Below are 24,840 nucleotides of genomic sequence, written 5' to 3' on the forward strand. Positions count from 1 at the left end.
CAGCCCCTCTTGCCACATCAGCACACCACCTCTATCCTTATAGCCGCGTGATGACCAAGAGTTTGCTTTTCGATTTCTACAACGCGGCTGAAGATTGGCGCTGCCAAGCGGCCTGCCGGGATACCGACCCTGATCTGTTCTTTCCCGTGGGCAGCACCGGCCTGGCCCTCGAGCAGATCGAGTCGGCCAAGGTGGTCTGCCAGCAGTGCAACTCCCAAACCGCCTGTTTGGAGTTCGCTTTGGCCACCAACCAGGACTCTGGCGTCTGGGGCGGCAAGTCTGAGGATGAGCGGCGGCAACTTCGACGACTCAGGGTGGCCGAGCAGCGCCAAGCCCCCATCTTCTCGGTCTAGCCGCTAGCCGGGGAGCGGAACCCCAGCAGGGGGATCGCCACCTCCACCACTGTTCCGGGCCGGGGTGGGGCACTTGGGCCACTGCTCATGGTGATGCTCCCTCGCAGGTCGGTGCTCACCAGGTTTCGCACGATGGCGATCCCCAGCCCTTCGGTGTTGTCCACTTCGAAACCAGCCGGGAGCCCCACTCCGTCGTCGGTTACCCGCACCTGCACTCGGTCGCCGTCGTTGTCCAGCTCGATCCGCACTTGCCCGCCGGGCGGCTCGGGGTAGGCGTGGTCCATCACATTCTGCAAGCACTCGTTGAGCACCACCGCCAGCGGTGTGGCCACATCGGCGGCCAGTTCCCCGGCATCGCCCGTCACCTTGAACTCAACCGGCCGGTCGGGACCGGTCAGCCCCTCCTCCACCATGCGCACCAGCGACAGCACGATCTCGACGAAGGGCACGTCGCTGCTGGCATCACGCGACAAAATCTCGTGGACGATGGCGATCGCCCGGATGCGCCTCACCGACTCCTCGATGGCATCTCGGGCCTCCGCTGCGGTGACCCGGCGCCCTTGTAGGCGCAATAGCGAGGACACCGTCTGGAGGTTGTTCTTCACCCGGTGGTGGATCTCGGCGATAGTGGCGTCTTTGGACATCAACAGGCGGTCTCGACGGCGCAACTCGGAGATGTCCCGCATCAGGACCAATGCCCCGGTCACCTCTCCCCCGCCGATCAGCGGCAGGCAGCGCAGCACCACCGTGCTCTGATCGCCGTGCTGGATCTCCTCGGTCTGGGGAAGACGGGAGGCGAATGCAGCTCGGATGGCCCGCTGCTCCAGACCGATCTCCACCAGCCGGCGGCCCTCGACCTCGCTGTGGAGTCCGATGCGGTGCAAGGCCGAAGCGGCATTGGGCGAGATGAGCAGAACTCGGCCGGAGGCGTCCAGCAGCATCAGGCCGTCGCCCACCCGGGGGGATTCCTCTGTCTCGATGTCGTCTACCGGGAACGGGTATTCCCCCTCGGCGATCATGGCCGCCAGCCGCCGGAACAGCTTGAAGTAGCTCATCTCCAACTCGCCGGGATTCCGCTGGATGTCGGGGTCGAACTCCCGGGCCATCACCGCGATCACCTCGCCGTGGCAGCTCACCGGCACGGTCAGCGTGCGGATGCGGGGCTGGTCGGCTCGACCGATGCGCCCGCCGTCGGTGATCCTCCCCTCGCGGTAGGCCACGTCCACCAGCGGACGCTGCTCGGGGGCGAAGACAGCCCCCACCAGATCGCTTCGATGCACCGATCGGGCGGTGGTGGGCCGGATCTGGCCTGCGATGGCATAGCCGTTTGGGCCCTCGGCTGGGCGGTTTTGGGCCACCCGACTAGTGGGCACGTACAGCAGCAGGTCGGCGAAGGAGATGTCGGCCAGCGGCGCCCATGTCCGCATCAGCCTCTGGAGATGGTTCAGACGCGACTGGGGCAGGCCGGGGGCCAATTCCTCCAGGCTCGCCATCGGCCAAGCTTATTGTCTGACAACCAGGAGCGGATCAGCTCCCGAAACCGATGGATCGGCCGGCGGCCGAGGGGTCGAGCTCCACATAGGCCACGCTGGTGGCCGGAACTCCCACCTCGCGGCCCCGATGGTCGGTCAGCCACAGCATCTCGCCGGATGCCAACCCCGAGGTGATGGCCTCTTTGACCGACTCCACATCGGAGTCGGGATCCAATTCCACCTCGATTTCCTTCTGGCTCCGGATCACGCCGATACGCACATGCATTGAATGAACTCCTTGGGATTCGATCCTGCTAATTGATCTTGAGCTCTGGGCTGTAGATGCGCCGGGGCGGTGGGTTGTCCACCAAGTGGGCGGCCATTGCCGAGAATGCCCGGCCGGCCTCAGAGCCAGGGGCCTTGGCCGCGATGGGGCGACCGGCATCAGCACCCTCCCGCAGCGCGGGCAGCAGCGGCACCTGCCCGATCAGGGGCACACCGAGTTTTTCGGCCAACTCTTGGCCTCCGCCGGCGCCGAACAGCTCATATCGCTTGCCGTCGTCTCCGGTGAACCAGCTCATGTTCTCGATCACCCCCCGCACGGTGAGGTTCACCTTCTCGGCCATGAACGCGGCTCGCTGGGCTACCCGCTGGGCCGCGGGCTGGGGGGTGGTCACCACATACACCTCGGAGCGGGGGAGGAACTGGGCCAGCGAGATGGAGATGTCCCCGGTGCCCGGCGGCAGGTCGACCAGCAGAAAATCGGGGTCGTCCCACGCCACGTCGGTGAGGAACTGCTCCAGGGCTTTGTGGAGCATGGGCCCCCGCCAGATGACCGCCTGGTCCTCTTCGGCGAAGAACCCCATGGAAATGCACCGCACATTGTGGGCTTGGGGGGGCACGATCATCTCGCCGGCCATTTCGGGAAGCCGGTCGATTCCCAGCATCTTGGGAACGGAGAAGCCCCACACGTCGGCATCCACCACCGCGGTGCGGTGCCCGGCCGCAGCCAGGGCCACCCCCAGGTTCACCGTGACCGACGATTTGCCCACACCGCCCTTGCCGGAGGCGATCAGCATCACCCGCGTGGTGGATGCCGGATCTGCGAAGGGGATGGCCCGGCGCGGCGGGGTGGGGGTGTCGCCGGCGGGAGCCATGCCGGTAGATTACGGCATCAACCCAGAAATCCCTGTGCCGTGAGCACTCCATCGCCGTGACCAGTCGCCACTACCTCGACCACGCCTCCACCTCGCCCATCAGGCCTGAGGCGGTGGCGGCGATGAACCGCTGGTGGGCCGCGGGCCATGGCGACCCCTCCCGGATGCACGCTGAGGCGCTGGCCGCCCGATACGAAATCGAGCAGGCCCGCCAGCAGGTAGCCGACTGCTTCGGCGCCCGATCCCGAGAGGTGGTCTTCACCAGCGGGGCCACCGAGTCGATCGCGGCCGCAGTGTGGGGGGCATCGCAACGGGGCCCCCATCAAGTGCTGAGCGCGGTGGAGCACTCCGCGGTGCGGCTGTCGGCGCAACGCCTATCGACCCGAGGACACCGCGCCACCGTGGTCGGGGCCGACGGCACAGGACGGGTGGACCCCGACGAGATGGCCGCGGCCATTGAGCCGGATACTACGGCGGTCCACTGCCAGTGGGCCAACCACGAGGTGGGGACGGTGCAGCCGGTGGCCGAGGTGGTGGCCGCTTGTCGAGAGCGGTCCCCCGATGTGCTGGTCCACGTGGACGCCGCCGCCGCCGCGGGGCGGATTCCGGTCGGCTTTGAAGAGGTCGGCGCCGATTTGCTGTCGATCAGCGCCCACAAGTTCGGGGGCCCGCCAGGGATCGGGGCCTTGCTGGTGCGCCGCGGGCTTCGCCTGGCCCCGCTATTGGAGGGCGGCGAGCAGGAGCGGGCCCGGCGGGCCGGGCTGGAGAACGGCGCAGCCATCGCCGGCTTTGGAGCAGCGTGCGCCGCTCTCGAGGACGGTGCCTTGGAGCGAGAGGCCTTCAGGGCTCAAAGTCAAACCGACAGAATCCGAGACAAGGCGCAAGACATCGAAAACGTCGTGTTCTACGGCCATCCCACCCATCGCTTGCCTCACTTGGTGTGTTTGGGCATCGGCGATGTGGAACCCCAGGCCGTTCTGATCGCCTTGGACCGCGCTGGCGTGGCAGCTCATTCGGGCAGTTCCTGCGCCTCAGAGTCGCTGGAGCCGTCGCCGGTGCTCGAGGCCATGGGCGTTGACGCCCATCATTCGCTGCGTCTTTCAGTGGGGTGGTCAACCACCGACGCTGATGGGGAAGCGGCCGTCGAAGCCCTCGAAGAAGCTCTGGCCGAATTGCGCAAGCTGCGCAGCTAGCCCAGCCAATCGAAGAAGTCAGCGCCGGCCAACGCGCTGGAGACGCCGTTTAGATCCTCGACGTGCAAGAACTCAAACCCGGCGGCCTCGGCGTAATAGCGGTCGACGTCGGTGTCGCCGATGTGGATGTAGCGGGAGGCCTCAAACTGGCTGCGCACCTCGTCCAAGCGGTGCTTGCCCCCCACGAAATCAACGTCGATTTGGTGGATATCCCACAGTCGCTGCTGGTCAGAGCGCACCCGGTCGGAGCCGCTGCCGATCACGTAGCCCCTGGCCTTGGCCTGCCGCATGGCCTCCAGCAAGATAGGCCCCGGCGGATCGCCGCACTCCAGCGTGCCGTCGATGTCGAACGAGATGAGGATGGAGGCAGCATACTGCCCAAACGCGTCGCTAACGTGACGAGATGACTCATCGCCGTCCCACTGATGTGCTCGCAGAAACGGTGGAAGTCAGCGGCCAGGATGTGCTTGATGTTGGCTGCGGCGAGGGCCAGCTGGTTCGCTGGCTGCGCGGCCATGGCGCCCGTGCCGTCGGCGCTGATTGCGGCGCCGAGATGCTGAACCGAGCTCTCCAGGCCGATCCCGAACATCCGGAGTGCTATGTGGACGCGCCCGGCCAGGCCCTTCCGTTCGACGACCAGTCTTTTGATGTCGTCGTCTTCTCGAACTCCCTTCACCACATCCCGACAGCCGACATGGGCCTAGCCTTGGCTGAGGCGGGTCGCGTGCTCCGCCCCGGTGGCCAGCTCTATGTGGCCGAGCCTGAAATCGACGGACCTGAGGATTCGGTCGGATACCCGGTTATCGACGAGACCGAGGTTCGAACCGCCGCCCAGCAAGCGCTTGACGGCCTGGATCAGCGACAGTTCGGCCCGCTGCGCCGATTCAACTACAGCTCGGAGACCGTTTACGAGAGCTTCGACCAATGGTGCGATCTCGTGGTGGGCATCGACCCCGGCCGAGCCAGTGCGCTTGATGTCCACAAGGACGACCTTGATGAGCGATTCCATCGTCTCGGAGAGCGTCGATCCGATGGCTGGGTCTTCACCAATCACAGCCTGGTCAGCGTCGCTACCAGGAGCTGAACCAGCGAGGCAGAAGTTCAGCCCAGTGATGTCTGCGGCTGCTGTGATGTGCTCCTTTCAGCGGTTGGCGACGTCACCAAGCGGATCGAAGGTGACCAGCAGCGTTGTGCGGCCTCGCAGGATGTAGCTGTCCATGAAGGCGTCGGTGTGATCGTCGGCCAGGGCCAGGTTGGGAAGGTCCAACATGGCGTTGGTGCCCACCTTGGCCTCTAAGCGGGCCAAACCTTGGCCGATGCAATAGTGCTCGCCGTATCCGAAGGCCACATGGTCGTTGGATTCCCGGTCGATGTTGAAAGCGTCAGGCATCGGGCATGCTTCAGGATCTCGGTTGGCGGCCGCGAATGCCAGCCACGCGAACTCTCCCGTGGCTACCGGCTTCCCTCCGAGGTCGGTATCGCGAGTTGCAACTCGGAATAGGCCAGTTACCGGTCCTTCGTGGCGCAGCGCCTCCTCGACGAACGCCGGCACTAGGTCTCGGTTCGACGCCAATCGATCGCACAGGTCGTGGTCGGTGGCCAAGCGGTGGCCAATGTTGCCCAACAGCGTGGTGGTTGTCTCGTTGCCGGCCAGCAAGAACTGCCGCAGTGCCCCCATGCGCTCTTCGTAGGTCAGCGGCTCGCCGTCAACCTCAGCATTGGCGACATCGGAGATCAGATCGTTGCGGGGCTCGGCTTGGCGCTGTTCGACCAAAGTAGAGAAGTACTCGTCGAACTCGTACTCCGATTTGATGTAGCTGCGCACCTCGTCTCGACTGGGTCGGGCTCGCCCGATGGGAATGGCGAAGTCGTCCGACCATCCCTTGAACATCTCAAGTTCTTCTTCGGGAACCCCCAGCATCCGCGAGATCATCACCATCGGCAACAACACTGCGTACTCTTGGACCAGATCAGCCCGGCCCCGGTGGGCGAAAGCAGCAACCAGCGAATCAGATACCGACTTGACCTCGGGCTCCAATGCCCGAAGCCGCGCGGGCCGAAAGGCGCGGTTCAGCGCCCTCCGCTGGCGCACATGCTCAGGAGGGTCGGCCGTATTCAGCACCCGGCCCCGGGAACGGTTGCGAAAGCGGCTGACCGCCTCCGCCATCTCCGATTCTTGTTCGATGGCACTGGCGTGTTCAGCCACGGGGTTCCGAAATTCATAGGTGGCAGTGGGCGACCGGTTCGACCATGTGGCCGGGTCGAGCACGATGTCGCGCAGTAGCTGGTAGCTGGTGATGACCCAGGCCCCCATGGCCTCGCTGTAGAACGCCGGATCGGATGCCGACCGCACATCGTCGAATAGCGGCCAGGGACAAGCCAGCAGTTCCTCGTCGCGGTCCAGCAGCCGCTGAATCCGGTCGTCCAAAGATTCTTTCATCGAGATTCCCCAGGTTGACATCCAATAGCTCCGCCTCGATTGCTGCCGTGAGCGGTTCAATTCGCATGTTGTTGGCCTCCCGTTACTGGGTGGCGTCAGGCATATGGCTCTACTTGATCTACGCCTGAATTGCGAATGCTGTGACCGGAATCGGCCGGCGACCTCGCCAACTACCCCGTCAGCACGACCCGGATACTGAACCCCGAAGGGTGTCCCAGGCCTGAGGACGGGCAAGGATGGAGATGTTATGATGCGCATATGCGCACCACAATCACCATTGATGATGAGGTGTACGAAGAAGCCCGGCGAATCGCCTTTGAATCTCGCCGAACGCTCGGTGAAATCATCAATGAACTCCTTACTGAGGGGCTCAAACTTGTGGCTCTGCCATCAAAGCGCCGCCAGCTTGGGCAGCTCCGGGGAACGATCACCATCGCCGACGACTTCGACGACACCCCGGTTGAAGTGCGCGACTCCCTCAGTGATCCGATTTGATGGAAGACCTGCTGCTCGACACCCATGTTCTACTCTGGGCCAACGAGGCGCCAGAGCGGCTTTCTCCCAGAGCCGTCACCGCGCTGGAAGACCCGGCGAACCGCCTACTGGTGTCAGCTGTGTCGGTTGCTGAGATCGAGATCAAGCGACGGCTTGGCAAGCTGGCCATGGAACACAGCTGCCAAACCCTGGTGTCTCGGCTCGACGGGGCGTGGCTCGACCTGACTGCCGCGCACGCCATGGGACTGCGTGTACTGCCTTTGCTGCATGCCGATCCGTTCGACCGGCTCCTCATAGCCCAAGCGGTCTCCCATGGCTGCCCCCTCGTCACAGCCGACCAGAAAATCCTCGCCTATCCAATTGAAACGCTCACTGCTTGACCGGCTGTTCTCAAGCGTGGCCGACAATAGGCAGCTGCCCATGCGACTACTGGGGTCGCTGCCAGAGTGAGGGTGGTCTATTTTGCAGGTCGTCTATGACTACATGGAGCGAGTTCTGTGATCGGATTCGGATTCTCGGGGAGGGCCTCGACGACGAGGGGCAGCGGCACCTGGCCAATCAAGTGGCCTGTTGGCTGACTTACTCGATAGGCCACAACGATCCCCGTCACCCCGCCTTCTTCCGGAGCAGCGATCCGGTGTACCAATGGGGCGGGCCCAACGCCGACCAGGTGGCCCGAAGGACTGCAATCGACGGGGACGGGGTGTACAGGATCTCGGGCCGAATGGGCGCCTGCGAGGAATTCGTTCTCCAAGTCAAGCTCGGCGCGACGCAAAGCGGCGGCGCGGGAGTGGGGCTGGAGGTGACCGGATCAAGCCTCGGGCTGGGCCCCGGCGACGACATCGACATAACGCTAGGCGGCGAAGAGCGTGACAACCAGAGTGGCAGCTGGTTGCCCCTCGATCCCGAAGGCTCGTTCGTCCACATTCGCGACTACTACTTCGACTGGCAGCCGGCCGAGCCGGCCACGTTTGTGATCGAGCGCCTCGACACGGTGGGCGAGCCGAAACCGGAGGTCGACGCCGCCGCCATCCTCAGCATTGCACTCGGCGAGATCGAGCACTCCTTCGCCTTCTGGAACGGCTACCAAGAGCGGATGCTCGGCGACCAGCCGCCCAATACGTTTCTGTCACCGGCAGGCATGGGTCGCGGCGTCAAGACGCTGATCTACAGCCATGCCGGAGTAGCTCTTGACCTCGATCAAGCTCTGGTCGTCGAGATCGACCACCGGGGGGCCGCCATGTGGGACATCCAGCTCTACAACCGCCCGTGGTACGAGGCTCTCGACTTCACCAACCGACTGACGTGCCTCAACCACGCGCTCGTCGAACCCGGGCTCATCGTCATTTCCGGCACCGATCCCGGCGGTCCCAATTGGCTCGACACCGAAGGCCGAGACTCAGTGCTGTGCACCATCCGCTGGTGGCACCCACCCAACACTCCGGTGGTAGACGCTCAGGTTGTGCCCCTCAGCGAGCTCGACCTGCCACTGGTGGACCGCCAAACCCAGATCGCCCGCCGCTCCTCCCACATCGCCTGGCGATACCGGACTTAGCCCGTGCTGCGGCATGGTCCACATGATCTATTGTCCAGAACGCACGAAGCCGCAGGAGGTGTCATGTCGACGAAGCCACTCAGCGGGAATGTCGCGGTCGTAACGGGCGCGGGACGGGGTATCGGACGGGCATGTGCTGAGCGTTTGGCCCAAGAAGGCGCCGCGGTGGTGCTTGCCGCTCGTTCTGCCCATGAGCTCGATGAGGTTGCAGCCGGGATCCAGGCTGCCGGCGGACGGGCCGAAGTGGTTGTGACGGATGTGTCGGCACGGGCTGAGGTCCGCCACCTTTTCGAACACACCCAAGAAGTCTTCGGCCGACTGGACATCCTGGTGAACAATGCCGGGGCGATGCAGCCGCTCGTACCGGTGGGAGAGCTTGTTGACGAAGACTGGCACCGCTGCTTCGACGTCAATATGCACGCGGTGCACTACTGCTGCGACACCGCACTTGAGCTGCTTGCCGCGGGTGACGGCGGACACATCATCATGGTCGGCTCCGGTCAGGGCCATTCGCCTTCACCGGGAGCCGCTGCTTACTGCTCGGCAAAAGCTGCTGTGTCCATGTACGTCCGCGCGCTGGCACTAGAACTCCGGCCTCGGAGTATCACGGTCAACGAGATCGTCCCCGGCGCGGTTGCCACTGAACTGTTGAGCTGGACGGTCGGTCTGCCCATGGAGCGCCTGCATGAGCTGGAGCCGGCTCTTGGGGGAGATCGTATGAAGGACCCTTCCGAGGTAGCCGACTACGTAGCATTTCTCGCTACCCGCTCAATGCAAGCCGGCCCGACCGGTCAGTGCTTCAGCCTGCTCGGGCGCGATCTGTGAAACCGGTTCTAGGAATAGGGGCCGGTGGTGCGGAAGGCGAAGTAGCCGTAGCCCTGGCGCTCTGGTCCGTCTAGGGCGGGCACTGCCTCCAGGGGCGTGGTGATCTCTTCAATAGTGGGGCCGACCTGGTCGGCGATCCCCCGCAGCTTTTCGACATCGAGGCCGTAGACGCGGGCGGCGTTCTCACCGACGATGGCTCGGACTCTGTCGTGGGGGGTGCCGGCCATGGCGTGGCGCAGCGACAGATGGGTCATGGGCGTCTCGTCGGGGTCGTCGGAGTAGCGCCAAGTGCCCTCAGGATGGGGATAGTCGTGGCCCCAGAAGATGTTGGTCCACCACCAGTCCACCACTGCGGCCTCGACCTCGAACGGGGCGACGAAACTGGCGCCGACGAAAACGTTGGTCTTGAAGTATTCGCTGGGCGCCTTGGAGAGCTCGCCGTTGCTCAGCGGCAGCGGGGCCGCCGCGGCCGAGTCGAGTTCGACGAGGGCCGACGGAATCCAAACTCCGGGCTGTTCGGTCATGGCCAGCTTGAGGCCGGGGAATCGCTCGAAGACCCCACCCAGGATCATGCGGGCAATGGCCCTGCGGTTGTAGGCACCTCCGGCTTCCATCAACAGCAGCGGTGTCCCGTTCACCGCCCGCACCGCTGGGTCGGTTGCTGCTCCAGCATGAGTGGCCAGCACCATCCCGGCCTCTTCCACCGCGGCCCAAAACGGGTCCCAGTGGGATTCGTTGTACTGGACCCACTGCGGGCGGGCGCTGGGGAAGTTCACCGCCCGCAACCCGTGAGCCGCAGCCCACCTAACTTCTTCGATTGCCGAGTCGAGATCCCACAGCGGAATATGAGCCAGGCCGATCAGGCGCTCGGGGGCCGACGAGCAGAAGTCGGCTAGCCAGCGGTTGTAGATCCGGAACCCCACACTGGCCAGCTCAGGATTGTCCAGTTCAGGCCAACCCAGGTCGTTGAACGGCATGGGCTCACCGTTGAAGCTGTTGTGGAACATCACCTCGGCGGCGATGCCATCTCGGTCCATGTCAGCCAGACGAGCCTGCGGATCGTCGTGTCCCGAAGTCTTCAGGTACCGCGCCCGCCCCTGGCGCGCCGCTGCCCGCATCTCCTCAACCTGCGGGCTGATGGCGAACTCGTCGAAGTCTTCGAGATATTTCGGGGAACAATATGAACGCAGCGTCCCCAAGGTTGGCCCGACATGAGAGTCGCCCGAAACCAATAGCACCTGCTCTTCGCCGCGGCTCTTCATTGAATCATCCTCACACTGCGTCGACAGCCAGCACACGGGTCACCAGTTGTGCGGGCTGCTCGCTGGGGAGCAGGTAGCGCCAGAAGACGGTCCCGGTGGGGGCGCCGGCGGTGTCCAGCCAGTTGGGGACGCCGGGGTCGCGGTGGGAGAGGATCATGCGGAACGAGCCGTCGGACTCGAGCGCAGTTTGGCGTCGGTTGAGTGAAACCCGACGGCCCCGGTAGGGCGGGGTCTGGATGAAGCGGTTGTTGAGCACCACGTTGGCGAACCGGCATTGCGGAAACCGGCCGCGAATCTCAAGCGCCTCGTCGGGACCCAGTTGATAGCGGGTCGAGCGGTAGGCGTTGTCGGCGGCGGCGTAGCCAATGGCTAGATTGCCCTCGTCGAGCGGAGGATTTGTGAACTGGTTGGGAACAGTTGAGCTCCACGCCAGTGGTTCTCGCGGGCCCGAGGGCCGGTCCACGGTAACGCTGCGAAGAAAGGTGATCACCCGCTGGAGTCCTTCGGCGCAGGCCTCGTCATCGGGTATGGCCGGAGGGCCGGGATCGACCGTTGGCTCAATGGACAACGGAACGTGCATGTTCGGGTCAGTGGCCGCGGGGCGATCCCACTCGAAGTAATGCCGGGTGGTGATGCTGCCGGACTCCGGAGAGAGCGCTAGCCAGTTGCCCGGCTGGGGGTTCTGGCTGACGTGCAGTTCGTAACTCCCATCGGCGTTGATCTCGATCTCATCGTCGTTGAGCGTGGCGCCGAGCCCGCTCGACATGGCGCCACCGGAGGTCCCTTTCTCGACCGTAAACGAGGTGTACACCGCCCCGGCCAGATTCCCTCGGATCACATAGTCGCGATCGGGGTCGATCACACTGCCGTAATAGATGGCATCCGGGTTGTCCCCCAGCAGCTTCTTGGTGGGCGAGAACCACCGATAGAACCACGGCCGGGCCGGATCAGCCTGCGACCAGAACTCCAAGGCATGCTGCAAGCCATTCAAGGAAAACACCCGCGCCTCAGCACGGTCGTCAGCAGTCGGCATCGCACTGGCCTCCCGCCACCAATCGCGCTCAATATCGCCCATCAGCGCAACGAGCTCGTCCCACACCTGTCCAGATCGGTCAGCCACCTGAAACTCCTTCTATCGGCACTTGGCTCTTACCATTCCTAATCGATCAATGGTCAGAGTCAAGCAGCGGGCCGAAGGCGGCGGCGCACCGCTGGGAGTCGTAGAACTCGCGGAATCGGCTAATCAGGTCATCTCGCATCTCCACCAGCGTGATGTAGCTGTTCTGGTACCGCTCTCCCGACCCGAGCATGTGGCCGTCGCTGTCATACTCGACCAGGAAGCGATCAGGGTCGGAGAGTTCGTAGATGTCGGTTATGTAGAAGGCCATGCTCACCAGGCCGTACGAGGTGGAGAGCCGGTCGTAAACCGCCTGCTTGCCAACGGTGCGAGAGGGCTTCCCGGTAAACGAGAACGGAGCTTCGAACACGATCTCGTTGTGCCAGTACTGCGCCAACGCATCGACATCGCCAGTGGCGATCAGATCGAAATATTCCTGAATCCGCTCAAGGTTGGCTGCTCGGTGGGCCTCTGGATTCACGAGCGGAATCTACCTTCTACGAGCATGGCGCGTTTCCGAGCGCGGACCCGACCGCTCAGGCCCGGGTCTCCTCGTCAAGGTGGCTGTACATGAACTGAATCTAGCCTCTAGCCGCTATCGCGACCCGCAGATGCGGCTCTGATCAGTCCCAGATGGCGGTGTGGTCATCGAAATAAAAGTGCTTTGGCAAAGTTTGCCAAAGCACTAGACTCTGGGATTATGGCCACGATGAACGTGTCGCTTCCCAACGACCTCAAGATCTTTGTCGATTCTCAGGTCAACCACGGCAACTACGGATCAACGAGCGAGTACATACGAGACCTGATCCGACACGACCACGACCGTGGTCAACTTCGAGACGCGCTCATCGAAGGCGCCCGGTCCCCCATCGCTACCGAAGTCGACAGTGCATACTTCGAATCACTCCGAGACCAAGCCCAAGCCAGCACCTGACCTGTGCAAGCCCACCTCCGCGCCCTCGCAGCCAACGATGTCGAGGCCGCGGTGGACTACTACCGCGAGGAAGCTGGCCATGGAACCGCACTCGACTTCGTAACCGCGCTAGAAGCTGCTATCAGCCACCTCCAACAGCATCCGTTCACTGGGTCGCTCCGATTCGCGTTTGAATTGGAGATTCCAGACCTTCGGAACTGGCCTCTCCAGAAATTCCCCTACCTCATCTTCTACAAGGCCACCGGCAACCGCATTGACATCTGGCGCATCCTGCACGCCCGACGAGACGTTCCCGCCCACCTCTCGTCAACCCCATCCGCGTGAGCCTCCCCAACTCCCACATATATGGAGACCGCCCTCCAGTCATCAAACTGGCCATCGACCCCCGTCTAACCACTGCTTCCATCGGGCCCTCAACTCGAAGAGCGGGGCGGTGCCGATTCGTCATGCCGGACAGGCCGAGGAATCCTCGTGGATGGCCTAAACCGAGGGACTGCGAGGCGGCACCACGTCGGTATTGGACATGTGGCGGCAAATGGAAGGCTCGGCCCGTGCCGCAGAGGCAATCGGCATCCAGGCGGCCGCGCTGGCCGAGGAGCTGTTCGAGCGCCGCCGCCAGCTCAAAGGCGACACGCCCAGCCCCGCGATGACGCTGGGCAAGAACGTCTAAATCAGCTGGCCAACTGGCGAATTGGAATGCTCAGCACCTGGGCTGCCTCCAAGAGCGGTCGGTTCTGATCGGCGGCAGCAAGGCAGATCTCAGCCTCTAGGTGACGGGCGGCCGCCAGTGCTTCCAACGACAACAGGTTGAGTCGGATACCGCTTCTAACGAGTTCAGCCATCGGCCACCCCAGCGTGCGCAGCGTAAGCAGCTCGATGTTGTCAGGTAGGTCGACCACCGCGGCAATGACGCCGGCAGCCATAGCCGAGTCCCTGCTGCCGAGTCGACGCGACATCGATCCCACAACGGTCTGATCCGCCAGGGCTCGACACAACCGGTGGTACCACAATCCAGTGGTTGCCAACCCAGCCCCCAGTGGTCGCAGCTCGTCGGGCTCGTCGTCCAGGAGGATCCTTAGCAATACATGGTCGTCAACCAGGACGGTGCTCATCACGCCAAATCAGGATCACCAGCTGCAACCCGATCAGCGAGCAGGGCGTACCCACCGGCGTCGTGGATAGCCTCCTGGAGGAGTGACCGCAGTCCCCCCCGGCTTGCGGGAACGATGACCAATGCATCACCGAGGTCCGCGATCTCCACCTCGCCCCCGTCGAATAGATTCCATCGGCGGCGGGTCTCAGCCGGCAGAGCCATCTGACCCCTCCCCGACACTCGATAGCTCGCTACAGTCACACGCCTAGTTTACAAAGCTACAAAGTAAATGCACACAAGTCCCTTGTAAACCGTCCAACTTGCAGCAGCGCGGACGCAGGATTCGGCAACCTATTCCGGGGACTAGCGATCGTCGGGGCTACTTGCCGATTGGGGTGAAGGTAAGTGGCATGGTTTTGGGGGCCCGGGTGAACACGCCTTCTGGCGTGGGTGGGAGGCCGTCGAACGCGACATTATCCATCGCATCCAGTATCTGGTTGGTGGCGATGTCGACTTCGGTCTTGGCCAGCATGGCCCCGATGCAGAAGTGACGGCCCAAGCAGAATCCGGTGTGGTTGGCGGCCCCCGAGAACGCCTTGGACACGTCGAGGTCCTCACGGAAGATGTTGAATTGGTCGGGATCGTCGTAGCGGCGAGGATCGCGGTTGGCGCCGGCGATTAGGCAGGTCACAGTCGAGCCAGCCGGGATGGTCACGCCGTGCATCTCCACGTCCACTTCAGGCTGGCGCATGATCATCTGCACCGGTGGCGAGTGCCGCAGCGTCTCGGCGAATGCATTGTCGATGAGGCTGCGGTCGTTGCGAACGGCCTCTAGCTGATCTGGGTTGGCGATCAGGTTCATCATCATGTTGGCCATGGCCTTGTCGGTGGTCTCTCCCCCGGCCACCAACAGCAGCGATACAAACGCCTTTATCTCCAAATCAGTCATCTGCTCGCCGTCGATAACCGCGGTGCAAAGCGTGCTGAGGAGGTCATCGCCAGGATTGGCGCGCCTCTCGGCGATGATCGGCATCAAATAGGCCTGGAGCTCGTCTTTGGTCTGGAGCCCCTGGGCCATAACTTCCTCGTCGCCAGTGAGGTTGCTGAGGAACATCATGATCGAGTGGTACCACTTCTGGAATCGCTCGTGGTCCGACTTGTCCAACCCCAGCATGTCGACGATCACATTGATCGGGAAGCGGATCGAGAACTGGTCGACCAGGTCGACCTTGCCGTCGGTGCGGAAGCCGTCGATGAGGTCGCGGGCATTGGCCGCGATGACCGGGACGAACTTTGCCGTCAACTCGCTGCCCCGGAAGGCGGGAGCGATCAGATTTCGGTGGGCGGAGTGGTCGCGCCCCTCCATCTGGAGGATCGTCCGTCCGTGGACCGGCTCGAGCTGCCACTCATAGTTCTTGTTGGTGAAGGTCTTGTCCTTGAAGGCCCTCTCGACGTCGTCGTAGCGAGAGATCAGCCATGCCTCGGTCGCCTCGTGATACACGACAGGGTATTCCTCACGCATCACCGCCAAGACGGCATTGGGGTCTTCGGCAAATGCTGTGGACAGAATGTCCGGTTCGATGGCTGCCACAGGCTCACCTTACAGATCGAAGCGATCCAGGTTCATTACCTTGGCCCAGGCGGCAGCGAAGTCGTTGACGAACTTCGCATCGCCATCGTCGCAGCCGTACACCTCGGCGATGGCCCGGAGCTGGGAGTTGGAGCCGAACACCAGGTCGGCGGCCGTCGCGGTCCAGCGGAGTTCGCCGGTGGCCCGGTCGTGCCCTTCGTATACCCCGGCCTGATCGGTGGAAACCCGCCACTCGGTGTCCATGCTCAACAGGTTGGTGAAGAAGTCATTGGTGAGGGTGCCCGGCCGGTCGGTGAGCACACCGTGCTGGGACTGGCCGGAGTTGGCGTCGAGCGCCCGCATCCCGCCGACCAGCGCGGTCATCTCGGGTGCGGTCAGGTTGAGCAGGAACGCCTTTTCCACCAGCAGCTCCTCGGCGGGACGTTTGTGGAAGTCGGCCAAGTAGTTGCGGAAGCCGTCGGCGGTGGGCTCCAGCACGGCGAAGCTCTCGACGTCGGTCTGATCCTGGGAGGCGTCGGTGCGGCCCGGCGAGAACCGAACTGCCACGTTGTGGCCGGGTTCGCTGGCTGCTTTCTCCACTGCGGCGCATCCGCCGAGGACGATCAGATCGGCCAGTGAGACCTGTGGGCCACCTTGGGCATTGAAATCTGCTTGGATCTGCTCGAGGACGGCTACTACCTCAGCCACTCCCGCTTGGACGTTCACGTCCCAGCTGTTCTGGGGCGCAAGCCGGATACGGGCGCCGTTGGCCCCGCCCCGCATGTCGGTGCCCCGGAACGTGGAGGCCGACGCCCATGCCGTGGCTGCCAGCTGCGACACCGACAGCTCAGAACCGAGGATTCGGCCCTTGAGGTCGGCTACCTCGGCGTCGCCCACCAGATCGCCTTCCGGCGCGGGAACCGGGTCTTGCCAGATCAGCTCCTCATCGGGAACCTCGGGGCCGAGGTAGCGGGCCACCGGGCCCATGTCGCGGTGGGTGAGCTTGAACCAGGCCCGAGCGAAGGCGTCGGCCAACTCGTCGGGGTTCTCGTGGAACCGGCGGGAAATGGGCTCGTAGATCGGGTCGAACCGCAGCGCCAGGTCGGTGGTCAGCATCATCGGCGCGCACCGCGCGGATGGATCATGGGCTTCGGGAACGGTGTCATCGGCGGCCCGGTCGGTCGGGCGCCACTGGTGGGCGCCGGCGGGGCTCTGGGTCAGCTCCCATTCATAGCCGAACAGGTTGTCGAAGAAACCGTTGTCCCATGTCGCGGGATCGTTGGTCCACGCGCCCTCAAGGCCGCTGGTGATGGCGTCGCCGCCCACGCCGGATCCGAAGGTGTTCCTCCAGCCCAAGCCCTGTTCTTCGATGCTGGCTGCTTCGGGATCATCCCCGACGTAGGTGTCGGGGGCGGCTCCGTGAGCCTTGCCAAAGGTGTGACCGCCGGCGATCAGCGCCACGGTCTCCTCATCGTCCATGGCCATGCGGCCGAAGGTCTCCCGGATATCGATTCCGGCGGCAATGGGATCGGGATTGGCGTTGGGGCCCTCGGGGTTTACGTAGATAAGGCCCATCTGCACCGCGCCCAGCGGGGTCTCCAGGTCGCGTTCTCCCTTGTAGCGCTCGTCGCCGAGCCACTCGTTCTCCGAACCCCAGTAGATGTCCTCCTCCGGGGCCCAGATGTCGGGGCGGCCGCCGCCGAATCCGAAGGTCTCCAAGCCCATCGACTCGAGGGCCACGTTGCCGGCCAGGATCAACAGGTCGGCCCACGAGAGCTTGCGGCCGTACTTCTGCTTGACGGGCCACAGCAGCCGGCGGGCCTTGTCCAAACTGGCGTTGTCGGGCCAGCTGTTCAGGGGGGCGAAACGCTGAGCGCCGGTGCCGCCACCGCCCCGTCCGTCGCCGATCCGGTAGGTGCCCGCCGCGTGCCAGGTGAGCCGGATCATCAGCGGGCCGTAGTGGCCGTAGTCGGCGGGCCACCAGTCCTTGGAGTCGGTCAACACGTCGGCGATGTCCTGTTTCACCGCCGCCAGATCAAGTGTTTCGAACTCTGCGGCGTAGTCGAATCCATCCTCCATCGGATCGGCTTCAGGGGAATGCTGGTGCAGGATCTTCAGATTCAGCTGCTCTGGCCACCACTGCTCGGTGGCCGATGTGCCCTTGGCGGTGTTGGCGCCCGAAAACGGGCACTGGCTGGTGCTCTCAGTCATGGGACTCTCCTTTGAGTTGTTACTTGGTTGTTGGTTGACTAATGGGCCGGGTGGTTCTCGACGAGGCGGCGGAGGCCGTTTTGCCAGTTCACCAGGCGGTCGGGCCGCAGGGCCTCAATGCGGCTGGTGTCCATGACGGTGCTGGGAATGGCGGTATCGCTCTCCACGATCTTGGGCGGGTCGCAGCCGTCTATCTCGGCCATGAACGCGCACCATTCGGCCACTGAAACCAGTCCGGGGCTGGCCCAGTTCAGCGTGGTGGCCGGCACCGAGGCCTGGTCGAGCAGCACCGGCAGATCGGCGGCGATGTCCTCGTCGTGGACAAGGTTGTAGCGGGCGCCGTCAGTATGGACTTCGATGTCCATGCCCGCCCTCATCATCAGAAGATGGAAGAAGGGCCAGCCGGTGGTGTCGCCATAAGGCACGTTGAGCCGGGCGATCACCGTGGGCAGGTTGAATTCCTGAGCCCCGAACCGGGCCACCGACTCCCCCGCGATCTTGCAGATCGAATAGGTCGGCATCATGTGGGCGTGGTGGTTGCCATGAGGGCTGTCCTCGGTGAACGGCTGGCCGCCGTTGGGCTGATAGACCGCCCCTGACGAGCAGTGCAAGAACGCCTCGGAGTCGCGGAAGTGGCTCATCAAGTGGCCGGTTGCCTCTGAGCACACGGCCAGATCGGTTTTCCAATCGCCGGTCTTGATCACCGCCAGGTTCACCACCACATCCACATCGCGGGGAACCGCCGAGAAATCAGCTTCGACGAAGTCCACGGCGATGCACTCCACTCCCCCGGCTTCAAGATCAGCCCGAGCATTGGCATCCGAGAACCGAGCCAGCGCGGTCACCCGATTGTCAGCCGCCAAGGTCTTGCACAACGGCGGCCCCACCATCCCCGTCGGCCCCGTCACCACGATGGTCTTGTTCTTCAACTCCACTACTGCTCCTTATGGTCTGGTCGGTGCCGCCAGCGTAAGTGCCTCTGGCGTCGCATCCAAGTGGCGGTCAGGCCCGCTCAGCGGCCAGTTGGCCCATCATCTCCTCGAAGCTGATCTCGCCGCGGAGCATGCGCTGGGTGACATTGGACAGCGGACTTCTCGGCCAACGGTCTTCGCCTACCAGATGGGCCTCGCTGGTGACCGAACTGTCTTCGGCAAACTGGTATGTGCGGTAACCGGGCGGCATCGTGGTGAACTTCTCGAGGTCGATGTTGACGGACAGCGAAGGGCACTGGTGGATGGGTCGACCGGCGACCTCCAAAGTAGTATTGGTGTGGGTGTGGCCAGCTCCGATGCCACGTATTGCCGGGGCCATTTCGATGAGTCGGGCGAACTCGGCGTCATGGTCGGCCATGTGGAAGAAGCCGAACGCCCCCGGGGGATGGTGGGTCCAGACAAAGGCGTGCTCCGCGTCACTGCGTTCGACGGTCTCGGCCATCCACACCACCTCGGCATCCCCGAAGCGTCCGTGCTTATGGGTCCGGTCCTCGCGATCTACCAGCGATCCGTCTGGGCGCTGATCCCGACCTTCTGCATTGGAGTCGGCAAATAGAAACAGCCAGTTCCCGAACCGCAGAGTGCGCCCGTTGCTCACCCCCGGGCGGGGCAAAATGGCATCGAAGGGCACCTGCCGGTCGTGATTGCCGGGACACACCACCGCAGGCACCGGCAGGCGGGCAAGCTTCTCAGCGGTCTTCTGGTATTCGGCCTCGGTGCCGTTGTGAGCGATGTCTCCGGTGATCACCACCAGATCCGGAGTGGGCCTGCCCGAATCGAACGCCTCTCCAAAAACCGCATCCCAACTGTCGTCGGTATTGCGCGGTTCCCCCTCCGGCTCAGTACAGAAGTGCATATCCGAAAACTGGGTGACACGAAACATACCCCGAGTATTCCAAACTCGGGGCCACAAGGTCGCCGTGTTTACCCTGGCTCAAGCATCAACGAGCGGATGTCAGAAGTACCAGTGCCTCGGATCCGATGATGCTCTCAAGGGTTTCGCCGAGCCGGCCGGCCAGCGCCTCCTGTTCGGCGATGAGGTTGCGTTCACCGTCTTGTTCGATGCGGGTTTCGATGCCGCGGAGGCCGCTACGGTTCTCCAGATGGCCTCCAGCACCGCCAACGCGTTCAGAGGCGGCTTCGAAAGAGACCGCCCCAACATCTTGTGGGTGTCCTTCGAGGACACCAATCCGTTCTATGGCTGCTACGGCGACACCGTGGCCCGCACTCCGACCGTCGACCGATTGGCAGCCGAAGGCACCCGGTACCCACTGGCGTTCTCGACCGCGGGGTGTGCGCACCGGCGCGTTCGGCAGTGATCACCGGCATGTACCCGGTCTCCATCGGCACCCACCACATGCGCACTACCCACGAGAATCAGCACGTCCCCGAGCTGCCCACGCCGTACTCCGCACTCGTGCCTCCCCACGTGAAGTGCTTCACCGAGTACCTCCGCCGCGAGGGTTGGTACTGCACCAACAACGCCAAGACCGACTACCAGTTCACCCCGCCCCGCAGCGCCTGGGACGACTGCTCCGAAACGGCTCACTGGCGCAACCGCCCTGACCCGAGCCAACCGTTCTTCGCCGTCTTCAACCCCCACGACAGCCACGAGAGCGGCATGTGGCCGGGCATGGTCGATGAGATCACGTTCGACGCAGCCGACGTTGTGGTGCCGCCCACGTTTCCCGACACTCCCAAGGTGCGGACCGCGTTGGCGCAGATGTACACCCAGATCGAGAAAGTCGACCGGTACTTCGGCCAACTTCTGGCCGAGCTCGAAGAAGACGGCCTCGCCGACGACACCATCGTGGTGCACTGGTCCGACCACGGTCCCCTGCCCCGCGGCAAGCGCTGGCCCTATGACTCTGGCATCCACATCCCGATGATCGTGCGCTGGCCCGGCCACATCGAGGCCGGAGCGGTCAGCGATCAGCTGGTCTCCACTATCGACCTCGGCCCCTCCATGCTCTCGGTCTGCGGGGTCCCGGTCCCTCGCCACCTCCACGGACGAGCGTTCCTCGGGCCCGCCGCGACCGAACCGCGACAGTACGTCCATGCGTCTCGAGACCGGCACGACAGCGCCTACGACCGAGTCCGGGCCGTGCGCGACCGCCGCTGGAAGTACATCCGGCACTACTACCCCCATCAGCCCTACGTGTCATGGGTGCCCTTCCGGAACGCGCACCCGATCATGCAGGAGCTGATGCGCCTCCATGTAGAGGGCGAGCTCTCAGACGTGGCCGCGCAGTTCTTAGCCGACCAGCGACCGGTCGAGGAGCTCTACGACTGCCGCGCCGATCCGCACGAGACCCACAACCTCGCTGGCGACCCTGACCATCGCGAGACGCTCGAGCGGCTCCGGGCTGAATGCGATCGCTGGCTCGACGACGTCGGCGATTTCGGCGAGATCCCCGAAGCCCAGATGGTCGCGACCTGGTACCCCGAGGGTGTACCCCAGGTCCCACCGCCGCTGGTCGTGGCCGTGACTGCTGCCGATGCCGGTTCGGCGCCGATCGACGGTGCGGCCGAGTTCGACGGGCCGGCACTGCTCCAGATGCACTCCGGTATCCAAGGCGCCTCCATTGAGTACCGCCTCGACAGCGATCCGCATTGGCGCATCTACCGCGGACCAATTCGGGTCGGACCGGGCGAGTTGCACACCGTCCACGTGCGAGCCGATCGCATCGGGTTCGAACCGAGTGCCGAGGTCTCGGTCGATGTCACATGCCGGCCCCCAGCCGAGGCTGAAGAGGCGCGGTGATCCCGGCCGACTCCGAGGCACCAGGCTCGGCGGCCGCGGCCGACCTCATGTCTCGCTTCGGTGCCCGCACGGTCTCGCCGGAGTAGACCTCATCGCCTACCCCGGCGGGGCCGTCGGATTGATCGGCGCCAACGGTGCCGGAAAGACCGCATTCTCATGAAACCAAACGTCGAGTAAGTTCGAGCCCCGTGACGAGCATGATCCGGCGGTTTTACGTCTTGCCATTGATGCCCGGGGTGCCCGACGTGAAAGCGCAAGAGATGATCGAGGTGTTGGGCGCCGCCGATCGCTTCATACCTGGCCTGTTGGATTCCTCAGCCGGCGTCGATCTCGACTCGCGCACGGTGCTGTGGGAGAACACCTTCGTCGACGAGGCCAGCTACTCCGGGCCTTACATGGTGCACCCCTACCACATCGGGGCCATCGACAATTACGTGATGCCCGACAGCCCCGAGTGCATCACCGACAACACGTACGCGACGCGCTACACGACTCCCGACGCCACCCAGGAGGTGCGAGGAGGCATCCGCCGGGTGCTGCTGTTGAACGCAAGCACCGACGCCGACGCAGCAGCAATCGAAGCCCTCGCGGCGCAGTCCCAGGAGATGGCGGCGTCCGCCTTCGGCGCCGACGACGTGGGGTGGGTTTCGGCCAAGGGCCGGGCCTGGACCCATATCTGGGAGCAGGCCTTCACCGATATGGCCCAGTTGAAACGCCACCTCGGCACACCCAACGGCATTGCCTGCTCGAGTGTTGAGGGCTTTGCCAGCCTCGGCATCAGCCTGGGCTCACTGAAGATCTTCACCTGCCCGTTCGAGCTCTCACCGGTCGAAGACCAGTCGCCCCCCGCGACGCCACCGGACACCTCCCCAGTGCTGTACACCATCACCGCCTGCACCGCGGTGGCCGACGCCGACACCTACGTCGAGTTGCTTGAACGCTGCTATGACCCATTCATGGTCGAGGGCGGCTGCCCCCTCCTGAATCGCTGGCGCACAGTAGATCAGGGCTACCTCGAGGCCGAGGTCCACTCCACCTGGCAGATCGACTCCCTTGCCGCCTACTGCGACCTCCGGGCCACAACCATTGCCGACCCGCACTGGGCAGCCTTTGTCAAAGATGCCATGCCCCTGGTGCAGGGCGGATCTCGACGCTTCCACCACGCGGTCTGAACACCAACGCCAGCCGGCACTGGTTAGCGGGGAACGAATGCATCCAACTCCGCGTCGTAGACGAAGAGCCAGGTCAGCCTTCAGGGTGGGCGGGCTCCATGTCGAAATTATTGAAGAGCACGTTGTAGGCGTGCCAGGTATTCCAGTGCTCTGTGAGGTAGGCGATCTCGCCCCGGTCGTTGAATCGGAACACAAAACAGTAGACGTTGCTGTAGTCCTGGCCCCGTAGGGTCGTAGCAGAGAAAGTCTGTTGCCGGACGACGTAGTCGCCGTCGGCCAGCATGACGACGTCGCTGATGGCCATCGTTGCCAAGTCGTATTTGTCGCCGCCGGGCCTCGGCGGGGCCTTCGACTGGGAGGGCAATATGTTGCGGATCGCCTCGCGGCCCTTGTGCTCGGTGACGCCTTCCGCCCCGGGGATGAGCGGTAGCCCGTTCCACCAAACGGCGTCCTCGGCGAAGAGTTGAGACTTGTCGGCCGGACCGTTCTCCTCGCCGAGGAACTGGCGAACGACGCTGAGGTTGCGCTCTTCGGTAGAGGTGTAGTTCGGCATCAGCCCGCTCCGTTCCAGCGGATCAGGTCGGCCAGGTCCTGGCGCGCTCCCGCTCGAAAGTCTGTACCCACTGTGTAGGCGATCGGGAACAGGCCGACCTGCGTGTGCTTGGTGGCATCGATGCCTAGAAGCTCGGCCATCTCGGCTTCCTTGTGCAAGTGGATCGTCGTCCATGCACTTCCCAGCCCCCGGGCCCGCAGTGCGAGCATGAAGTTCCAGACCGCGGGCAGGATCGACCCCCACACACTGGCTTGGAGGAAGATATCGGCTCCGTCCATCCGACCTCCGACGGTCGGGATCAACAACGACGGTACCTCGTGCAGGTGGTCGCGGAGGTAGGCCACCGAAGAGGCGATCCGTTGTTGCTCGTCGGTGCTGTAGTCGATATCCCGGGTGGCCCGGTTCGGGTCGGCCTGATGGCCGCTCATTCCACTCCGGTAGACCTCGGCGACTTCAGCCCGCAGGTCCGGTTCGTCGACGATATGCCAGTTCCATCGTTGTTGGTTCGATCCGTTCGGCGCTTGCACAGCGACCTCGAGGCACTCTGTGATCAGCGCCCTCGGCACCGGCCGAGTCAGATCGAGCCGCTTGCGCACCGTCCTCGTCGTCGTAAGCAACTCGTCGAGGGACAGGTCGAGCAGGTCCGCACCATTTCCAGCCATCTCGCCACCCTAGGCGAGATCAAGCCTAACCCATCTGCCCGCGCTAGACCACCGCCAAGAATCCCAGCCACATTGCGCGGCACCGAACGTGCGTTGCGGTGTCGGAGGGGGGACTTGAACCCCCACGCCCGTAAAGGGCACTAGCCCCTCAAGCTAGCGCGTCTGCCAATTCCGCCACTCCGACGTGGGCGCCTTGCAACCGGCGCAGAGGGCACACTATCGCGCCAATACCCTGCTTCACTACGAGATAGGTGATCCCAAAACCATCATGGGCTCCGGGCGAAAAATAGCTGGAGTTCGACGATGCCGTGGTCTTCAGCCGACAACACGATGGGGACTCGGGGGACCGATACGTCGTAGTCGGCGAAGACAATCTCGATGGAGCCGACTACGACGACAGTGTCGTCAACCAACTGGGCCTCCAGCGCAATCTGGACGGGTTGGGTGGTGCCTTTGACGGTGAGCTCGCCTACTGCGGTGGTGGCAATGGGATTGCCGGAGTCAGGGTCGGGGCCAAGGTCGATGGGCTCGGTGAGAGTGAACACCGCGGTTGGAAACTCAGCCGTGTTTAGCGCGGATTGCACCGGGCGGTCTCGGCGCGAGTCGTTGGTGGTGATAGCGCTCATGTCGGCTTCCACCGTGACGGCGGTCACAGTCTCGCCGTCAATGGTGATCGACCCGGTTACCACTGGGGTGCGGCCCACAGCGGTGGTGGAACCGATGCTGGCCAGCTCCTCGTCAACCCGGAAGCCAACGAAAGTTCCGGTGGAGTCTTCATAGCTGAATTCGCCGATAGAAGTATCCACCGTCCAGAGGCCACTCACCCCCTCTAAGGCTGGGACTGCCTCGGGTTCGCCAATGGTCGGTGTAGCGGCCGGCGCAGCCGTGGGAGCCAACGTTGGTGTCGAAGCGGGTTCTGACGTTGCCGCGCCGCCATCATCGTCCAATGTCGAGACCGCGGCCTGAAGGTCTACCGAGGGTGGTGCGTCGTCCCTGGTCAACCACCAGATGAGGACGACA

Annotated in this window: 30 protein-coding genes and 1 tRNA gene; 13 read left to right on the forward strand and 18 right to left on the reverse strand. The window is 63.9% G+C overall.

Annotated features, from left to right (window positions below):
* The first annotated feature begins 50 nt into the window (after positions 1-50).
* Positions 51-353 (forward strand): WhiB family transcriptional regulator, encoded by a 303-nt coding sequence (locus ACOGXA_RS04790; protein ID WP_419926142.1) that lies wholly within the window; start codon positions 51-53, stop codon positions 351-353.
* Here the strand turns inward: ACOGXA_RS04790 and ACOGXA_RS04795 are convergent.
* The 3 genes from ACOGXA_RS04795 to ACOGXA_RS04805 are packed head-to-tail and all read right to left on the reverse strand — an operon-like array spanning position 350 to position 2,982.
* Positions 350-1,846, reverse strand: coding sequence for a sensor histidine kinase (locus tag ACOGXA_RS04795; RefSeq protein WP_419926143.1), 1,497 nt, complete (start codon positions 1,844-1,846; stop codon positions 350-352). The two genes, ACOGXA_RS04790 and ACOGXA_RS04795, sit on opposite strands and share 4 nt — an antisense overlap.
* 34 nt (positions 1,847-1,880) lie before the next feature.
* Positions 1,881-2,111 (reverse strand): DUF3107 domain-containing protein, encoded by a 231-nt coding sequence (locus ACOGXA_RS04800; protein ID WP_419926144.1) that lies wholly within the window; start codon positions 2,109-2,111, stop codon positions 1,881-1,883.
* A gap of 28 nt (positions 2,112-2,139) precedes the next feature.
* Entirely contained in the window at positions 2,140-2,982 is an 843-nt protein-coding gene (locus tag ACOGXA_RS04805) for an Mrp/NBP35 family ATP-binding protein (protein WP_419926145.1), read from the reverse strand.
* 56 nt (positions 2,983-3,038) lie between these two features.
* On the opposite strand from ACOGXA_RS04805, the gene ACOGXA_RS04810 reads away from it, so the two are divergent.
* On the forward strand, positions 3,039-4,175 hold the full coding sequence (locus ACOGXA_RS04810; RefSeq protein ID WP_419926146.1) for a cysteine desulfurase family protein: 1,137 nt from the start codon (positions 3,039-3,041) through the stop codon (positions 4,173-4,175).
* Here the strand turns inward: ACOGXA_RS04810 and ACOGXA_RS04815 are convergent.
* The gene (locus tag ACOGXA_RS04815; RefSeq protein WP_419926147.1) at positions 4,172-4,465 is read right to left on the reverse strand and encodes a DUF7124 domain-containing protein; all 294 of its coding nucleotides are present in this window, start codon (positions 4,463-4,465) and stop codon (positions 4,172-4,174) included. The genes ACOGXA_RS04810 and ACOGXA_RS04815 overlap by 4 nt on opposite strands.
* Before the next feature lie 113 nt (positions 4,466-4,578).
* On the opposite strand from ACOGXA_RS04815, the gene ACOGXA_RS04820 reads away from it, so the two are divergent.
* A complete protein-coding gene (locus tag ACOGXA_RS04820) occupies positions 4,579-5,259 on the forward strand; it encodes a class I SAM-dependent methyltransferase (protein WP_419926148.1) in 681 nt (226 codons plus the stop codon).
* Positions 5,260-5,316: 57 nt separating this feature from the next.
* On the opposite strand, the gene ACOGXA_RS04825 is transcribed toward ACOGXA_RS04820, so the two are convergent.
* Positions 5,317-6,615: a cytochrome P450 gene (locus tag ACOGXA_RS04825; RefSeq protein WP_419926149.1), complete on the reverse strand. Its 1,299-nt coding sequence runs from the start codon at positions 6,613-6,615 to the stop codon at positions 5,317-5,319.
* A gap of 258 nt (positions 6,616-6,873) precedes the next feature.
* On the opposite strand from ACOGXA_RS04825, the gene ACOGXA_RS04830 reads away from it, so the two are divergent.
* The 4 genes from ACOGXA_RS04830 (at position 6,874) to ACOGXA_RS04845 (ending at position 9,490) form a co-directional block, all read left to right on the forward strand.
* Entirely contained in the window at positions 6,874-7,110 is a 237-nt protein-coding gene (locus tag ACOGXA_RS04830) for a hypothetical protein (RefSeq protein ID WP_419926150.1), read from the forward strand.
* Entirely contained in the window at positions 7,110-7,490 is a 381-nt protein-coding gene (locus ACOGXA_RS04835) for a type II toxin-antitoxin system VapC family toxin (RefSeq protein WP_419926151.1), read from the forward strand. Before ACOGXA_RS04830 ends, ACOGXA_RS04835 begins: the two co-directional genes overlap by 1 nt.
* 95 nt (positions 7,491-7,585) lie before the next feature.
* Positions 7,586-8,665 (forward strand): hypothetical protein, encoded by a 1,080-nt coding sequence (locus tag ACOGXA_RS04840; protein ID WP_419926152.1) that lies wholly within the window; start codon positions 7,586-7,588, stop codon positions 8,663-8,665.
* A gap of 63 nt (positions 8,666-8,728) precedes the next feature.
* On the forward strand, positions 8,729-9,490 hold the full coding sequence (locus tag ACOGXA_RS04845) for an SDR family NAD(P)-dependent oxidoreductase (RefSeq protein WP_419926153.1): 762 nt from the start codon (positions 8,729-8,731) through the stop codon (positions 9,488-9,490).
* 8 nt (positions 9,491-9,498) lie between these two features.
* Here ACOGXA_RS04845 and ACOGXA_RS04850 read toward each other — a convergent pair whose 3' ends face one another.
* The 3 genes from ACOGXA_RS04850 to ACOGXA_RS04860 are packed head-to-tail and all read right to left on the reverse strand — an operon-like array spanning position 9,499 to position 12,350.
* Entirely contained in the window at positions 9,499-10,752 is a 1,254-nt protein-coding gene (locus tag ACOGXA_RS04850) for an amidohydrolase family protein (protein WP_419926154.1), read from the reverse strand.
* A gap of 10 nt (positions 10,753-10,762) precedes the next feature.
* On the reverse strand, positions 10,763-11,872 hold the full coding sequence (locus ACOGXA_RS04855; RefSeq protein WP_419926155.1) for a DUF1214 domain-containing protein: 1,110 nt from the start codon (positions 11,870-11,872) through the stop codon (positions 10,763-10,765).
* Between the two features lie 46 nt (positions 11,873-11,918).
* Positions 11,919-12,350: a nuclear transport factor 2 family protein gene (locus tag ACOGXA_RS04860; protein ID WP_419926156.1), complete on the reverse strand. Its 432-nt coding sequence runs from the start codon at positions 12,348-12,350 to the stop codon at positions 11,919-11,921.
* Between the two features lie 219 nt (positions 12,351-12,569).
* Here ACOGXA_RS04860 and ACOGXA_RS04865 point away from each other — a divergent pair, with 219 nt between their 5' ends.
* The 3 genes from ACOGXA_RS04865 to ACOGXA_RS04875 all read left to right on the forward strand — a co-directional run bounded on the left by ACOGXA_RS04865 (position 12,570) and on the right by ACOGXA_RS04875 (position 13,473).
* The gene (locus ACOGXA_RS04865; protein WP_419926157.1) at positions 12,570-12,803 is read left to right on the forward strand and encodes a type II toxin-antitoxin system ParD family antitoxin; all 234 of its coding nucleotides are present in this window, start codon (positions 12,570-12,572) and stop codon (positions 12,801-12,803) included.
* Positions 12,804-12,806: 3 nt separating this feature from the next.
* Positions 12,807-13,127, forward strand: coding sequence for a type II toxin-antitoxin system RelE/ParE family toxin (locus tag ACOGXA_RS04870; RefSeq protein WP_419926158.1), 321 nt, complete (start codon positions 12,807-12,809; stop codon positions 13,125-13,127).
* A gap of 199 nt (positions 13,128-13,326) precedes the next feature.
* Entirely contained in the window at positions 13,327-13,473 is a 147-nt protein-coding gene (locus ACOGXA_RS04875) for a hypothetical protein (protein ID WP_419926159.1), read from the forward strand.
* Between the two features lies 1 nt (position 13,474).
* On the opposite strand, the gene ACOGXA_RS04880 is transcribed toward ACOGXA_RS04875, so the two are convergent.
* The 6 genes from ACOGXA_RS04880 to ACOGXA_RS04905 all read right to left on the reverse strand — a co-directional run bounded on the left by ACOGXA_RS04880 (position 13,475) and on the right by ACOGXA_RS04905 (position 19,525).
* A complete protein-coding gene (locus ACOGXA_RS04880; protein ID WP_419926160.1) occupies positions 13,475-13,915 on the reverse strand; it encodes a hypothetical protein in 441 nt (146 codons plus the stop codon).
* Complete coding sequence (locus ACOGXA_RS04885) at positions 13,915-14,157, reverse strand: AbrB/MazE/SpoVT family DNA-binding domain-containing protein (protein WP_419926161.1); 243 nt, start codon at positions 14,155-14,157, stop codon at positions 13,915-13,917. Before ACOGXA_RS04885 ends, ACOGXA_RS04880 begins: the two co-directional genes overlap by 1 nt.
* 118 nt (positions 14,158-14,275) lie before the next feature.
* Positions 14,276-15,487 (reverse strand): cytochrome P450, encoded by a 1,212-nt coding sequence (locus tag ACOGXA_RS04890; protein WP_419926162.1) that lies wholly within the window; start codon positions 15,485-15,487, stop codon positions 14,276-14,278.
* 9 nt (positions 15,488-15,496) lie between these two features.
* On the reverse strand, positions 15,497-17,677 hold the full coding sequence (katG, locus tag ACOGXA_RS04895; RefSeq protein ID WP_419926163.1) for a catalase/peroxidase HPI: 2,181 nt from the start codon (positions 17,675-17,677) through the stop codon (positions 15,497-15,499).
* A 38-nt stretch (positions 17,678-17,715) separates the two neighbouring features.
* Entirely contained in the window at positions 17,716-18,612 is an 897-nt protein-coding gene (locus tag ACOGXA_RS04900) for an NAD-dependent epimerase/dehydratase family protein (RefSeq protein WP_419926164.1), read from the reverse strand.
* Positions 18,613-18,679: 67 nt separating this feature from the next.
* Entirely contained in the window at positions 18,680-19,525 is an 846-nt protein-coding gene (locus ACOGXA_RS04905) for a metallophosphoesterase (RefSeq protein ID WP_419926165.1), read from the reverse strand.
* 13 nt (positions 19,526-19,538) lie between these two features.
* Here ACOGXA_RS04905 and ACOGXA_RS04910 point away from each other — a divergent pair, with 13 nt between their 5' ends.
* The 3 genes from ACOGXA_RS04910 (at position 19,539) to ACOGXA_RS04920 (ending at position 22,605) form a co-directional block, all read left to right on the forward strand.
* Positions 19,539-19,988, forward strand: a complete 450-nt coding sequence (locus ACOGXA_RS04910) for a hypothetical protein (protein ID WP_419926166.1) — start codon at positions 19,539-19,541, stop codon at positions 19,986-19,988.
* Complete coding sequence (locus ACOGXA_RS04915; protein ID WP_419926167.1) at positions 19,985-21,433, forward strand: sulfatase; 1,449 nt, start codon at positions 19,985-19,987, stop codon at positions 21,431-21,433. Before ACOGXA_RS04910 ends, ACOGXA_RS04915 begins: the two co-directional genes overlap by 4 nt.
* A 197-nt stretch (positions 21,434-21,630) precedes the next feature.
* Positions 21,631-22,605, forward strand: a complete 975-nt coding sequence (locus tag ACOGXA_RS04920) for an NIPSNAP family protein (RefSeq protein ID WP_419927043.1) — start codon at positions 21,631-21,633, stop codon at positions 22,603-22,605.
* A gap of 73 nt (positions 22,606-22,678) precedes the next feature.
* Here the strand turns inward: ACOGXA_RS04920 and ACOGXA_RS04925 are convergent, their stop codons facing one another.
* The 4 genes from ACOGXA_RS04925 to ACOGXA_RS04940 form a co-directional block, all read right to left on the reverse strand.
* Positions 22,679-23,158, reverse strand: a complete 480-nt coding sequence (locus ACOGXA_RS04925) for a nuclear transport factor 2 family protein (protein WP_419926168.1) — start codon at positions 23,156-23,158, stop codon at positions 22,679-22,681.
* Positions 23,158-23,820, reverse strand: a complete 663-nt coding sequence (locus tag ACOGXA_RS04930) for a nitroreductase family protein (RefSeq protein WP_419926169.1) — start codon at positions 23,818-23,820, stop codon at positions 23,158-23,160. The genes ACOGXA_RS04925 and ACOGXA_RS04930 overlap by 1 nt, the downstream gene beginning before the upstream one ends.
* A gap of 99 nt (positions 23,821-23,919) precedes the next feature.
* Positions 23,920-24,004, reverse strand: a tRNA-Leu gene (locus tag ACOGXA_RS04935).
* A gap of 82 nt (positions 24,005-24,086) precedes the next feature.
* A complete protein-coding gene (locus tag ACOGXA_RS04940; protein WP_419926170.1) occupies positions 24,087-24,626 on the reverse strand; it encodes a YceI family protein in 540 nt (179 codons plus the stop codon).
* Positions 24,627-24,840: the final 214 nt, after the last annotated feature.

It is taken from the genome of Candidatus Poriferisocius sp., assembly GCF_965208475.1.
Classification (GTDB): Bacteria; Actinomycetota; Acidimicrobiia; order Acidimicrobiales; family Bin134; genus Poriferisocius.